At 75.2% G+C, this 13,711-nt stretch carries 10 protein-coding genes; 4 read left to right on the top strand and 6 right to left on the bottom strand.

The window, feature by feature from the left end; translation table 11 throughout:
* The first annotated feature begins 236 nt into the window (after positions 1–236).
* Complete coding sequence (locus tag ACFY15_RS18955) at positions 237–1,157, top strand: glycoside hydrolase family 19 protein (protein WP_390686466.1); 921 nt, start codon at positions 237–239, stop codon at positions 1,155–1,157.
* A gap of 28 nt (positions 1,158–1,185) precedes the next feature.
* On the opposite strand, the gene ACFY15_RS18950 is transcribed toward ACFY15_RS18955, so the two are convergent.
* From ACFY15_RS18950 to ACFY15_RS18940, 3 genes are all read right to left on the bottom strand, one after another.
* Entirely contained in the window at positions 1,186–3,951 is a 2,766-nt protein-coding gene (locus tag ACFY15_RS18950; RefSeq protein WP_390686467.1) for an AAA family ATPase, read from the bottom strand.
* 257 nt (positions 3,952–4,208) lie between these two features.
* Positions 4,209–5,984 (bottom strand): S8 family serine peptidase, encoded by a 1,776-nt coding sequence (locus ACFY15_RS18945; RefSeq protein WP_390686717.1) that lies wholly within the window; start codon positions 5,982–5,984, stop codon positions 4,209–4,211.
* 447 nt (positions 5,985–6,431) lie between these two features.
* Positions 6,432–7,178: a DUF1838 family protein gene (locus tag ACFY15_RS18940; protein ID WP_390686468.1), complete on the bottom strand. Its 747-nt coding sequence runs from the start codon at positions 7,176–7,178 to the stop codon at positions 6,432–6,434.
* Between the two features lie 163 nt (positions 7,179–7,341).
* Between ACFY15_RS18940 and ACFY15_RS18935 the strand changes: the two genes are divergently transcribed.
* The 3 genes from ACFY15_RS18935 (at position 7,342) to ACFY15_RS18925 (ending at position 9,745) form a co-directional block, all read left to right on the top strand.
* Positions 7,342–8,334 (top strand): DUF1996 domain-containing protein, encoded by a 993-nt coding sequence (locus ACFY15_RS18935; protein WP_390686469.1) that lies wholly within the window; start codon positions 7,342–7,344, stop codon positions 8,332–8,334.
* Between the two features lie 83 nt (positions 8,335–8,417).
* Complete coding sequence (locus ACFY15_RS18930; protein WP_390686470.1) at positions 8,418–9,023, top strand: sigma-70 family RNA polymerase sigma factor; 606 nt, start codon at positions 8,418–8,420, stop codon at positions 9,021–9,023.
* Positions 9,020–9,745 carry an anti-sigma factor family protein gene (locus ACFY15_RS18925; RefSeq protein ID WP_390686471.1) on the top strand — a complete coding sequence of 242 codons (726 nt, stop codon included), beginning with the start codon at positions 9,020–9,022 and terminating at the stop codon, positions 9,743–9,745. Before ACFY15_RS18930 ends, ACFY15_RS18925 begins: the two co-directional genes overlap by 4 nt.
* 47 nt (positions 9,746–9,792) lie before the next feature.
* On the opposite strand, the gene ACFY15_RS18920 is transcribed toward ACFY15_RS18925, so the two are convergent.
* The 3 genes from ACFY15_RS18920 to ACFY15_RS18910 form a co-directional block, all read right to left on the bottom strand.
* The gene (locus tag ACFY15_RS18920; protein ID WP_390686472.1) at positions 9,793–10,962 is read right to left on the bottom strand and encodes an alpha/beta hydrolase family protein; all 1,170 of its coding nucleotides are present in this window, start codon (positions 10,960–10,962) and stop codon (positions 9,793–9,795) included.
* 241 nt (positions 10,963–11,203) lie between these two features.
* Positions 11,204–12,454 carry a cytochrome P450 gene (locus ACFY15_RS18915; RefSeq protein WP_390686473.1) on the bottom strand — a complete coding sequence of 417 codons (1,251 nt, stop codon included), beginning with the start codon at positions 12,452–12,454 and terminating at the stop codon, positions 11,204–11,206.
* Entirely contained in the window at positions 12,451–13,680 is a 1,230-nt protein-coding gene (locus ACFY15_RS18910) for a cytochrome P450 (protein ID WP_390686474.1), read from the bottom strand. Before ACFY15_RS18910 ends, ACFY15_RS18915 begins: the two co-directional genes overlap by 4 nt.
* Positions 13,681–13,711 lie beyond the last annotated feature (31 nt).

Here is a 13,711-nt window from a genome sequence, read left to right as displayed (position 1 = left end):
CCCACCCCCAACGCCCCCCACCCCCCCGGGCCGGGGGGGGGGCCGCGGGGCCCCCCCCCCCCCGGGGGGCGCGGGGGGGGGGCGCCCCCCGGGCCCCCCCCCCGCTCCGGCGTTCGTGCGCACGGAACGTCGACATTTGGTCTAGACCTTGACAGGTTCAGACCATTTCGGTTCAGTGGCGGTACCCGTCACCCCCCATCCCCACGACGGACTCCCCCCACTCAAGGAGCAGTTACGTGATACGTGCGCTTCGCCGCCGCGCCCTCTCCCTCGCCGCGGCCGCCGCCGCGACCCTCGGGCTCGCCGTCGTCCTGCCCGCCTCCCCCGCCGCCGCGGCCCCCGCCTGCGCCGGCGCCTGGAGCTCCTCCGCCGTCTACACCAACGGCATGAGCGCCGCGTACGGCGGCCACAACTGGCAGGCCAGGTGGTGGACCCAGGGCGAGACCCCGGGCACCACCGGCCAGTGGGGCGTCTGGTCCGACCAGGGCGCCTGCGGCGGGGGCGGCCAGGACCCCGACCCGGGCACCGGCAACCCCTCCGGGTTCGTGGTCAGCGAGGCCCAGTTCAACCGGATGTTCCCGAACCGGAACCCCTTCTACACCTACGACGGGCTGGTGGCGGCGCTCTCCGCGTACCCCGGCTTCGCCCGCACCGGGGACGACACGGTCAAGCGGCGGGAGGCGGCGGCCTTCCTCGCGAACGTCTCGCACGAGACGGGCGGGCTCGTGTACATCGTCGAGCAGAACACGGCCAACTACCCCCACTACTGCGACGCCTCACAGCCCTACGGCTGCCCGGCCGGCCAGGCCGCGTACTACGGCCGGGGCCCCATCCAGCTGTCGTGGAACTTCAACTACAAGGCGGCGGGCGACGCCCTGGGCATCAACCTGCTCGCCAACCCCTACCTGGTGGAGCAGGACCCGGCCGTCGCGATGAAGACGGCGCTCTGGTACTGGAACACGCAGAACGGCCCGGGCACGATGACGGCGCACGCGGCGATGGTCGACGGGGCCGGCTTCGGGGAGACCATCCGCTCCATCAACGGGGCCCTGGAGTGCAACGGCGGCAACCCGGCTCAGGTCCAGAGCCGGGTGAACGCCTACCAGGCCTTCACCCAGATCCTCGGCGTCACCCCGGGCGACCGGCTGAGCTGCTGAGCCGCCCGCCCGGGTCCGGCCGGCCCGGTCAGTGGCTCCGCAGCGCGGTGGCCAGCTGGGCCCGGGAGCGGACGTCGAGCTTCTGGTAGATCCGGGTGAGCCGGGCCTCGACGGTCTTGACGCTGAGGAACAGCTTCGCGGCCGCCTCCTGGTTGCTGGCGCCCCCGCCGACCAGCAGGGCCAGCCGCACCTCGGCGTCGGTCAGGGACGACACCCCCGGGTACGGGGCGCCGGTCTCGGGGGCGCTCTCGCGGGCCAGGCAGAGCCAGGGGACGGCCCCGGCCCGCTCGAACACCTCGGCGGCCTCCCGCAGCGCCTCCCGGGCCGGTGCACGCCGGCGGCGCCGGCGTTCGGCCCGGGCCAGCGCGAGCAGCGTACGGCCCCGTTCCAGCGGCAGGCCGAGCGCGTCGAAGCGCCGGGCGGTGTCCTGGAGCAGGGCGACGGCGGGCTCGGGCTCGCCCTGCGCCGACAGCGCGAGCCCCCGGGCCCGGTCCAGGGCGGCGAGCACCGGCGTCCGCCCCAGGGCGCGGGCGACGGGGGTGACGGAGTCGAGGAACGCGACGGCCCCGGCGGGGTCGTCCGCGGCGACGAGGGCCTCGGCGAGCTCCCCGTGCCAGCGCAGGATGGAGGGGTCCACCACCTGCTGGGCCTCCTCCAGGCCGGCGACCCGGCGCAGGGTGGCGACGGCCTTCGCGGCCTCGCCGGTGGCCAGTTCGACGGTTCCGAGGGCGTAGAGCCCCCGGGACAGGAAGACCTGGTCGTGCTCCTCCTCGGAGGCCCGGATGCCGCGGCGGGCGTAGGCGGCGGCCCGGGCGAAGCTGCCGCCGGCCGCCTCGGCGATCGCGGCGACGTACCAGGCGGGGCCCGGGGAGAGGCCCGCCTCGATGGTCAGCTCCAGGGCGCGGCGGGCGTGCGCGGCGCCCGTGACGCAGCGGCCGCGGCGCAGTTCCACCTCGGTGAGGCTGCGCAGCACCTCGAAGACGTCCTCGGCGGAGCCGGTGCGCTGGACGGCGGGCAGCAGGACGAGCAGCCGGCCGCGGGCGTCGTCGAGCCGGTCGTCGAAGAGGGCGTGGCGGACGGCCAGGTACTGGGGCGCGTTGCGCATGCCGAGGGGCACCTCGGGGGCGGGCAGGGCGAGGGCCCGGTCCAGGATGTCCTCGGCGTCGGGGTCGGCGAGGATCCGGCCCATCCGGGCCCGGACGGTCAGGGCCATCGCCTCGGCGACCTGGTCCCCGCCGGCCTTGGCGAGGGCTCCGGCCTCGGCGGCGGCGTCACGGGAACGTACGGGGTCGCCGTCGCTGAGGTTGTGCTTCCAGGCGATCCGCAGCTGCACGGCGGCCAGCAGGGAGGGGTCGTCGGCGGCGTCGGCCTCGGCGCAGGCGAAGGCGAAGGTCTCGTCGAGGGCGGCCAGGGCCTGTCCGGCGGCGTCGATCACGGCGAGCCGGGCCCGGACGCGCTGGGCGGGCGAGGCGTCCCGGGCCAGGACGGCGCGGGTGGCCCGGCGGGCGAGGTCGGCGCGGCCGGCCCAGCCCGCGTCCTCTGCGGCGCAGACCAGCCGGGCGAGTTCCTCGGCGGCCAGGGAGGCGGGGGTGCGTTCGGCGGCGAGCAGCCCGAGTTCGGCGGCCAGGGCCCGCTGGCCGCGGCGGCGGCAGGCGTCGGCGGCGCGGGCGATCTCGGCGGCGAGTTCCGCGTCGGGGGTGTCGACGGCCAGCGCCCGGTGGCGTACGGCCTGGACGGGGTCGTCGACGGCGGCGGCGAGCGCGGCGTGACCGGCGGAGCGTTCGGGCCAGCCGGCGTCTGCGGCCAGGGCGGTGGGCAGGGCGCCGGCGGTGAACGCGACGGCGCCGTCCTCGCCGACCGTGACCAGCGCGGCCCGTTCGGCCAAGGCGAGTTCCGCTTCGGCGTCGGGGCGGCCGGCGCGGCGCAGCAGGTCGGTGGTGGGGCGGGTGGCGAGGGCGGCGAGCAGCAGGGTGGGGCGGGTGCGGGCGGGGGCTTCGGCGAGGAGGCGGCGGGCGACCTCGCGGGCCTGCCCGGCCACGGGCAGGGGGTCGGCGTGGTGGGCGCAGCCGCCCTGGCCGACGGCGGCTTCGGCGAGGGAGTGGCCGAGGGCGAGGGCGAGCCGTGGGTTGCCGCCACTGGCCTGGTGGATGCGTCCGGCGAGCCGGGCGGGCAGGCCGTGGCGCAGCAGGAGTTCGGCGACCTCGTCGGCGCCGAGCGCGGGGACGCGGACGGCGGGGGTGCCGGGGCCGCAGAGGGCTTCGGCGACGGGGGCGCCGCCCTGGCCTCGTTCGGCGACGAGGACCCGTACGCGGGGCGGGGCCAGGCGCAGGGCGAAGCGGAGCAGGTCGGTGCTCTCGGCGTCGAGCCACTGGGCGTTGTCGAGGAGGAGCAGGAGGGGGCCGGGGGCGGCGAGGGTGCGCAGGACCTCGACGACGGCCAGGCGCAGGGCGACCTGGTCGCGTCCGGCGTGGGGGGCGTCGGCCTCGCGGCGCAGGAGGGCGACGGCCTCGCGCTGGGGTCCGGCGAGGCGGTCGAGGGCGCTGCGGTGGACGGAGGCGAGCAGGGCGGCGGCCGAGGCCTCGGGTATGTGCTGGTCGGCGGCGTCGGGGGCGAGCCTCAGGACGGTCTCGCGGCGGCCTTCGGCGGCGGCCGCGACGGCGTGCGCCACCTCGCTCTTCCCGGCTCCCGCGGGGCCGGTGAGGATGGCGCGGCCGTGTCCGGCCAGCGCGCGGCCGACGGCCTCGATGAGTACGCCGTGTCCGACGTTGGTGTCAGCGTTGCCCGTCGCCGCCACGCACAGCCACCAGCCTTTCGCTCCCCGGTCCGCGCCCTTCCTGTGAGACGCGACAATACGAGGTCAGCCCCCCGGCAGACCCGGATTGTGACGCAGAATTCAGTCGGGCGACAGGAATGCGCCGCGGACCTGCCGGTACGGGAGGTATCGGCAGGTCCGCGGGCTGGGTTGGTCCGTACTATCGCCCCGTCAGGCCGGAGGTGGGGGACTCCGGTGGGGGCACGGACCGGGGAGTGGACCGTGGGGCCCGGCGGGGATCAGAAGCCGAGGCTCCAGGAGTCGATCTTGCCGGTGTCGCCGCCCGCGTTGTCGTTCACGCGCAGCTTCCAGGTGCCGTTGGCGACCTCGGAGGAGGCGTCGACGGTGTAGGTCTGGTTGATGTTGTCGGTGCTGCCGCCGGCCCGGTTGTGCAGGGTGTGGACGGTGCCGTCGGGGGCCACGAGGTCCACCTTCAGGTCTCCGATGTAGGTGTGGGCGATGTTCACGCCGACCTTGAGGGCGGCCGGGGCGTTGCCGGTGACACCGGTGACCGTGATCGGGCTCTCCACCGTGCTGTTGTCGGCGATGGCGAAGTCCGCGGTGTTCTCGAAGAACGGCGTGGTGGGGGTGGAGGTCACGGCGTTGACGGTCGCGGCCGCGTCGGCGAGGCCGGCGCCGCAGCCGCCGGTGCAGGTGCCGGCCAGCGGGCGGGCGTTGGCCTTGATGGCGGCTTCGACCTGGGCCGGGGTCAGGGAGGGCTTGGCGGCCACGAGGAGCGCGGCGAGGCCCGCGATGTGCGGGGCGGCCATGCTGGTGCCCTGGTACGGCTTGTAGATCTCCGCGCCGGGGGTGGTGGTGCCGTTGTTCAGCGTGGAGAGGATGCCGTTCTCGGGCGTGGTGACGGTGCCGGGCGTGTCGGTGGCGCGGCGGGTCTCGCCGCCGGGGGCGGAGACATCCACCTTGGCGCCGTAGTTGGAGTAGAAGGAGCGGTCGCCGGTGCGGTTGGTGGCGGCCACGGTGATGACGTTGTTGCAGCTGGCCGGCGTGAAGGAGCTCGCGTCGGCGTTGCTGTTGCCGGCGGCCACCACGACGGTGGTGCCGCGGCCGACGGCCGCGTTGATGGCGTTCTGGTAGCTGGCGCTGCAGGTGCCCGAGCCGCCGAGGCTCATGTTGATGACCTTGGCGGGGGTGGGGTTCGCCGGGACGCCCGCGACGCTGCCGCCGGAGGCCCAGGTGATGGCGTCGACGATGTCCGAGGTGGCGCCGCCGCACTTGCCGAGGACGCGGACGGGCTGGATCCTCGCGTTGTACGCGATGCCCGCGACGCCCTTGCCGTTGTTGGTGGCGGCGGCGATGGTGCCCGCCACGTGGGTGCCGTGCCAGGAGGAGTCCCCGGCCTTGGAGCCGGTGCCGCACTCGCCGGCGGCGCTCCAGTCGCCCTGGTCGGCCGGGTTGTTGTCGCGGCCGTTGCCGTCGCGGGCGGCGGTGGAGTCGGAGATGAAGTCGTAGCCGGCGACGATGTTGGGGGCGACGTCGGAGTGGGCCACGTAGCCGGTGTCGATGACGGCGACGGTGACGCCGGAGCCGGTGGTCTTGTCCCAGGCGGCGGGCACGTTCATGCCGGCGGTGGGCTCGAAGAGGTCCCACTGCTTGGCGTACTCGGTGTCGTCCGGGGTGGCCATGGCGTAGGCGCGGGAGTCCGGCTCGACGTAGGCGACGTCCGGGTCGGCGCGGAACTGGGCCATCACGGCCGCGGCGTCGGCCGGGGCGGTCGCACCGCCCAGGTTGACGAGCGCGGCGCCGGTGCCCAGGCGGCGGTCGAACTTCGCCTTCTTGCCGGCCTTCCTGCCCTTGGCGGTGGCGTCGTCCGCGGCCGCGGTGTTGGAGCCGGCCTCCGGGGCGGAGGACTTGTAGCCGACGATCAGGTTCTCGACCGGGGCGGTGGCGGGGGTGGCGGGGGCGGCCGCCGCCGGGAGGGTCCGGGCGGACGGGTCGCCCGCGGGGGTCACGGCCACCGCGGCGGTGGCGGAGCCTGCGAGCAGGGTGACGGACATGGCCGCGACGGATATGAGCCGTCGTCGGGGTGCGTGCACGTTGTTCCCCTTACGTGCCGTTTCCGGGCAGGCCGGAGCGGCCGGTATGTGCGGTGTGGGAGGTGGAACCGGCGCCGCGGGACCGGGAGGGCTGGTCGGACCGCCCCGGCCTCCGCCGCGCTCCAGTCGCCCGGCCGCAACGGCGGGGCTGGGCGACTGCGTGTACCGGCGATCCGCGCCACCGCGTTCCGCTTCACACCATGTGGGGCTGGTGCGGGGACGGTTCGGGGTGCGGGAGATCGCCGGTGGGCAGACAGTAGGCAACGCGGGGATGAACCCGATACGGGGAAAACCCTTGTCCGGACCCTGCCGAACCCTGTGGGACCCCTGTGCCGTCCCTGTGGAAGCCCTGTGGAATCCGTGCCGGTGGCCGCCGTCTCCCTGCCTTCCGCCGGGGCGGCGGGCGGGTTACTCCGGGTTGCCGCGCGGGTGCAGGGCGCGGAAGTAGGTCCAGCTGGTCTCGTTCGGCTCGGTCCACTTCTCCGGGGCGTGGGCGAACTCCGGGTGCCGTCCGGCGATGTACGCGCGGGTGCGCTCGGGGACCTCGGCGTAGGAGCCGAGCTTGGCGCCCCGGCAGTGGAAGACGAGGCCGCCGGGGCGTTGTCCCTGTTCCATCCAGGGCAGCCAGGGGGACATCCGCGTCCACGTCATGGTCGCCGGGACACTCGGCGCACCGCCGGCGAGGGCGGCGGCGGGGGTGAGGAACTGGAAGAGTTCCAGGGCCCGGTAGGTGTCGTCGGCGGAGTGGAGCGGGTAGTCCGCGACGGGCAGCGGGGAGGGGTAGGCGAGGGGGATCTCCAGGCTGAAGCAGACCTGGTCGCCGAGTTCGGTCCGTGGGACGGGGAAGGGCCGCAGCCTCAGGTTGGCCGGGTCGTTCCAGACGTGGACCACGGGTTTCCCCCGCCAGGTCTCGAGGATCTCCCGAGTGGCGGGATCGAGGTAGAAGGCGGCCTCCCGCGAGAGCATCCGGTAACCGCCCTCCTCCTCGTCGGTGACGAGCCGGGACACGTTGATGCCCTCGAAGCCGAAGAGGCGCCGGTAGGGCTCCGCGGGGGCCCAGGAGTGGACGTCCCCGCTCCAGCCGTAGACGACCTCTTCCCCGTCGAGGGAGGCGCGGGTGCGGGCGAAGTCGCGCAGCAGCTCTTCCGGTGTCATACGGAGAACTCTCCCCGGCCCGGATCCGGCCGGGCAAGCCTCCCGCGCGCCAACTCCCTTACGCCTCTTCCCGCCCGCACCGCGACACCTGCGAGCGGGAGGTCCGCCGCTCGTGGGGTCGCCCGGTTGACGGTGGTGCGGGGTACCGGCGACCGTGACCGCCATGGGGAACCCCTTGGGGAAGGAACAGCGGCTCCCGGTGCTGCTCGCCTGCCTGGTCCTGGGCCTCGGGCTGGCCGCCGCCGTACTGGGCGCCTGGCGGGCGGACGGTCCGGGACAGGCCTCCGTGGCGGGCCCGTACGTGGACCTGCTCCGGGTGCCGCCCGGTCCGGCCGGGCCTGCGCCCGGTCCGGGGGCCTCGACCGGCACGGTGACGGTGGAGTGCGGGCGCAACGAGGAGGGCCACTGGAACGAGGACAACCCGGTGGTCTCGCCCGGGCTGCCGGCCGGCGCCCACCACACGCACGCCTACGTGGGGAACCTGTCCGCGGACGCCCTGTCGACGGACGCCTCCCTGGCCGCGGCCGCCACGAGCTGCGCGGGCGGCGACCGTTCCGTGTACTACTGGCCGGTGCTGCGCCGTACCGACCGGCCCGGGAGCGGCCCGCACGAGGGCGCCGCCGGGCACGGCAACGCGGGCGAGATCCTGCGCGAGGCCTCGGTGCGGGTGGAGTTCCGGGGCAGTCCGGTGAGCAAGGTGGTGGCGATGCCCCGGTTCCTGCGGGCGATCACCGGGGACGCCGTCGCGTACACGGCGGGCGGGGGCGCGGGGGTGCGGGCCCGCTGGGGGTGTTCGGGCCTGCCGGACCGCTCCACCACCGGCTATCCGCGCTGTCCGGCGGGGCAGCTGGTCACCCGCACGCTGGTCTTCCCCAGCTGCTGGAACGGGCTGGACACCGCCACCCCGGACCACCGCTCCCACCTGCTGTTCCCCACCGCCGGCGGAGTCTGTCCGCAGGGCACCTTCCCGGTGCCCGAGCTGCGCGTCTCGCTGGCGTACGCGGTGGCCCCGGGGGTGCCGCTGGCACTGGACTCCTTCCCGGAGCAGCGGCACAGCCCGCTCACCGACCACGCGATGTTCGTGGACGTGATGGCCGACGGGCGGATGGGCGAGCTGGTCGCCTGCCTCAACGAGGGCCGCACCTGCCGGACATGAGTGACGCAGCTCACGTGAACCGGCGCCGCGTCCGGGGCGTGTTCCGACCGCACCAGGTGGCACGAGGCGGACGGAGAGCGTGAATGGCCGGACCACTGTGGCCCCGCGCGCGGCGGGGCGCGACCGACGAGGCACTGATCAGGGCGGTCTACGAGGAACACGGCAACGCCCTGCTCGCGTACGCCACCCGGCTCACCGGAGACCGGGCCGCCGCCGAGGACGTCGTGCAGGAGACCCTGATCCGGGCCTGGCGGCATTCCGAGGCCCTGGTCAACGGGAAGGGCTCGGTGCGCGGCTGGCTGCTCACGGTGGCCCGCAACATCATCACGGACCGGTACCGGGCCCGGGCCGCCCGCCCGCCGGAGGTCTCCGGCTCGGCGGCCGCCCCCCCGGTCGAGGGCGACCACGCGGACTCCGTGGTGGACACGATGACGGTCCTGGGCGCCCTGGACCGGCTGTCGCCGGAACACCGGGACGTGCTGACGGAGTTGTACTACCGCCAGCACAGCGTCGCCGAGGCCGCCGACCGCCTGGGCATCCCGGCGGGCACGGTCAAGTCGCGCTCGCACTACGCGCTCAAGGCCCTGCGCGCGGTGTTCGCGGACGGCGGCGCCGACGGCTTCGGCGGGAACAGACGATCAGGCCGGCCGCCCCAGCAGCCCGGCGGACTGCGGGAGGTGGTGGCGTGAACGCGCGGCGGCACGAGGAGGAGCTGCTCGGACCGTACGTGCTCGGTGTCCTGGACGAGGAGGACGTACGGCGCGTCGAGGAGCATGTCGGCGACTGCACGGGGTGCCGGGAGGAGGTGGCCGCGTTGCGAGAGATGGAGAGGGCGCTGGGCGAGGTGCCCGAGGAGGCGTTCCTCGAAGGGCCCCCGCAGGGCGGCGACCTGCTGCTCCAGCGGACCCTGCGGCAGGTGCGCGGCGAACGGGCCGCACGGGCCCGGTGGCGGGGCGCGGTGGCGGGCCTGGCGGCTGCCGCCTCGCTGGCCGCCGTGTTCTGGGCCGGGGCCCGGCTGGGCGGGGACGCGGGGAACACCACCGCGCTCCCCCCGCAGCCGTCCCCGAGCGCGTCGGCCGCGCCCTCGCCGCCGCCCGCCGGGACCAGGGTGGCCTCGGCCACGGACCCGGGTACCGGTGCGCGGATGACCGTGCAGGTCACTCCGGCAGCCCGGTGGGTGCGGGTGCGGGCGGCGGTGACGGGGGTGCCGGCCGGGGAGCGGTGCCGTCTGGTGGTGGTCTCCCGGGACGGTACGCGGTCCACGGCGGGCGGATGGGTCGTGGGCACGGCGGAGCACGGCGAGGGCAAGGGTGCGGCCCTGGACGGCTCCGCGGCGGTGGACCCGGCGGACGTCGAGGCGGTGCTGGTGGAGAACGAGTCGGGACGGACGTTCGTGGCCGTCCCGGTGTGACCTCCGCCGGAGTGCGGGGGCCCGGGACGCGGGCCCCCGCAGCGGCGTCAGGGGTTGTGGAAGCGGACCTCCGGGGCATCGGCGCGCGGGCCGTCCAGGACGGGCCTGGGCTGTCCCTTGAGGTGCTGGTCGAAGAAGGCCGCGACGTAGGTCCGGGTCAGCTCCACGGCGCGCGGGCCGGGCAGCGGCGCGTCGGGGTGGGGCAGGCCGAGCCGGTCGCGGATGGCCGGGAAGTCGGTGGGGCCGAAGTGGTCGGTGCCGTCGAGGGTGATCCAGCGCTTCCAGCCGTCGAACTCCGGCCACAGCTTGGGCCAGTTGCCGGACCGGGGCCCGGGCACGCTGGCGGCCGATCCGAGCAGCATGAAGGGGCGGCCGCCGATCCCGGCGGCGGGGTAGGGCTCGGGCAGGCCCCCGTCCATGTCGATGCCCGCGCGGATCCGCTGGTCGGCGGCCATGGCCGTCAGGGCGGCGGCGCCGCCGATGGAGTGTCCCCCCATGGCGATGCGGCCGGTGTCGATGAGCCCGGCGTGGCGCCAGGCCGGGTGGCGGCCGGTGAGGCGGTCCAGGAGGAAGGAGACGTCCTTGGCCCGGACCTCGGTGACGGCCTCGTGGCCCCCCTCCCCCCGGACCTGGTCGCAGGCCAGGCAGGTGAGGATGCGGCCGCCGGGGAAGGCGGTGGCGGCGCTCTCGTAGGCGTGGTCCACGGCGGCCACGACGTAGCCCCGGGAGGCCAGGTCCTCGGCGAGCGCGGTGAGGGTGGCGCGCGGGACGGTGAAGCCGGGCGAGAGCACGACCAGCGGGTAGCGGCCCTCGACGGGCCGGGCGCCCACGCGGGCGTGGGCCCGGGTGGCGGCGAAGACGGCGGGGTCGACGACCTGCTCCATGTGCCGGTCGGTGAGGATCAGCCGGGCCTCCTCGGTGCTGAGGTAGGGCGCCGGGGCACGTCCGGTGCCGCGCTGCGCGGGGTAGCGCAGGGTCAGCATCAGCTCGCGGGGGCCGGTGTGGGCCCAGGGGTCGGTGCGGCTGCGGTCGACGAGGTGGAGGTCCTCCTGGCCGACGGCGTAGCGGCCTGTGGGGGACGGGAGTTCGGGGCCGGTGGTGCGCGTGTCCGCGGCGGCGGCAGGAGCCGCGGAGGCTGCGGAGGCCGCCAGGAGCGGGGCCGGGAGCAGGAGGGCGAGTAAGGCCGCGGCGGCCGCGGTACGGCGTCTGGTGTTCATGACACCGGACCCTAGGCGGGCGGCGGGCGGTGCCCATCGGCCCGCGGGCTGATGCCCGGTCCGCCTGCGGTCGGAGCGGGCCTCACCGGGAAGTCGTACGGACCGGGTGCGCGCGGGCCCCTGGAGGGCGTGACGGGGCCCGGGAACGCGTCCGGTTCCCGGGCCCCTGCGTGCCGTCGGATCGCGGGCGGGCCGGGGTGGAGGCCGTCGCCCGCGGCGGTTGCCCGGCCCTGACCGCGGGTCAGGGGTGCAGACGCACCGGGAGGTCGAACAGGTCGTTCTGGGTGAGGACCGGCTTGTTGCGCAGTTCGGCGCGCGGCACGGCGAGCGACAGGTGCGGGAAGCGGGCGTACAGGGCCGGGAGGGCCACGCCGGCCTCCAGGCGGGACAGGGCCGCGCCGGGGCAGACGTGGGGGCCGTGGCCGAAGGAGATGTGCCGGTTCGGGGTGCGGGTGACGTCGAAGGAGCCCGCGGTCTCCCCGTACTGGGCCTCGTCGCGGCCGAGCGCGCCGAAGGAGACGATCAGGCCCTCCCCCTTCGGCAGGATCCGGTCGCCGACCTCGATGTCCTCGGTGGCGAACCGGATCAGGACGTGCGAGGTGGGGGTGGCCCAGCGCAGCGTCTCCTCGATCACGTTCTCCCAGGGGACCTCGCCGGCGAGGACGCGGGCGCGCTGCTCGGGGTGGGTCTCCAGGGCGACGACGGCGTTGACGATCAGGCTGATGGTGGTCTCGTGGCCGGCGGCGACCATGAGCTGGAGGGTGTTGGTGATCTCCTGCGTGCTGAGCCGGTCGCCGTCCTCGGAGGCCGCGATGAGCGCGCTGGTGAGGTCGTCGCCGGGGGTCTCGCGCTTGGACTCGACGATCCGGGAGAAGAGGGAGCCGAGGTCCGCCATCATCTGGGGGACCTCCTCGGGGAGGGTCTGCGTGGAGAAGAACTTCTCGAAGAGGGCCTTCAGACGCGGGTGTTCGGCGGAGTCCACGCCCATCAGCTCGCTGATGACGTTCATCGGCAGCGGGTAGGCGAAGGCCGCCTTCAGGTCGACGGTCTCGTCCTCGGGCAGGCCGGCCAGCTTGTCGAGCGCCTCCTCGGTCAGGGCCTCGATGCCGGCGCGCAGCTTCTCGACGCGGCGGGCGGTGAGGGCCTGGGCGACGAGGGTGCGCAGGCGGCGGTGTTCGTCGCCGTCGACGGTCAGCATGGAGCGGCCGGGGTTGGCGAGGCCGATCAGCGGCCAGTCCAGGGGGATCTCCCCGCGCTGCCAGGCGCCCCACACGTCGATGTCCTTGACGACGCGTGGGTCGGTGAGCAGGGCGCGCGCCTCGGCGTGGTGGGTGACGGCGTACACGCCGACGCCGCCGGGAAGGACGACGCGGACCAGCGGGCCGGCGGCACGCAGTGCGGCGCTCTCGGCGTCGAGGTCGGTGACGAAGGGGTCGAGGGTGATCGGGGCGGCGGCCGGGACGGCGCCGGTGTGGTCGATCGGGCAGCTCATCGGATGGCTCCAAGCGCGGGGGTCGGGGTGTACGTCACGGGGAGCGCGGTCAGGCCGCGCAGCCAGGGCGAGGGCCGCCGGGTCAGTTCGGCGGCCGGTCCGTCGAGGTCCACGTCGGGGAGGCGGTCGAGGAGGACCTCGATGCCGGTCCGGGCGATGACCTCGGCGACCTCCTGGGCCGGGAAGGGGCAGCGGTGTTCGCCGTGGCCGAAGGAGAAGAAGGCGTTGTTCCCGCCGGTGAGGGCGCCCGCGTCGGTGCGCACGTGCGGGTCGCCGTTGGCGGCGGCGAGGCCCAGCAGGACGAGGTCGCCGCGGGTGAGGGTGCGGCCGCCCAGCTTGGTGTCGCGGGTGGTCCAGCGGCCGGCGACGTTCTGGGTCGGGGTGTCCTCCCAGAGCACTTCGTTCATGGCCTCGCCGACGCTGTGGCGGCCGCCGGTGAGAGAGGCGGCGAAACGGTCGTCGGTGAGCATCAGGCGCAGCGAGTTGCCGATCCAGTCGGCGGTGGGCTGGTGGCCCGCGGCCATCATCACCATCAGGTCCTGGGCCACCTCGGCGAGGGTGAAGCCTGCGGTGTTGGCGAGCATCCGGGAGGCGACGTCGTGTCCGGGGGCGGCCGCCTTGGCGGCGAGCAGCGCGTACATGGACTCGCCGAGGTGGCGCTGGCCGTCCAGAGCGCCCTCGCGGCCGTTGATCATGTCGTTCATGGCGGTGACGAGGCCGGGGCCCTGCTCGTCGGAGAAGCCGTAGATGCGGGCGAGTACGCGCAGCGGAAGGAGCATGGCGTACTCGCCGACGATGTCGCAGGAGCCCTTGCCGCAGAGCCCGTCGATCAGCTCGTCCGCGAAGCGCTCGGCATGACCCCTGAGTTCGAAGGGGTCGACGGATTCCAGGGCCTCGCTGATCACGGCGGCGCGCTCGCGGTGGCGTTCGCCGGTGGTGTAGAGGATGGAGGGCTGCTTGCGGCCGATCATCGGAAGCAGGGGCCAGTCGGCGGGGATGCGGTCCCACTGGTTCCACAGATCGGAGTCGCGGGAGAAGAGCTGCGGGTCGCTGGTGACCTGGTGCAGTTCGCGGTAGCCGAGGACCAGCCAGGCCGGGACGTCCCCGTCGAGGACGACGGGGGCGACGGCGCCGTGGTCGCGGCGCATCTCCCGGTACAGCTCGGCGGGGTCGCTCTGGAAGCGGGGTCCGCCGAGGTAGACGGGCTGGGGCTCGGGGGTGGTCACTGCGTGGGCTCCGGGAGGGTGCGGGGGACGG

The organism is Streptomyces sp. NPDC001373, assembly GCF_042895815.1.
GTDB lineage: Bacteria > Actinomycetota > Actinomycetes > Streptomycetales > Streptomycetaceae > Streptomyces.
The sequence above is the reverse complement of the archived record's forward strand: the minus strand, read 5'-3'. Positions and strand labels throughout refer to the sequence as shown.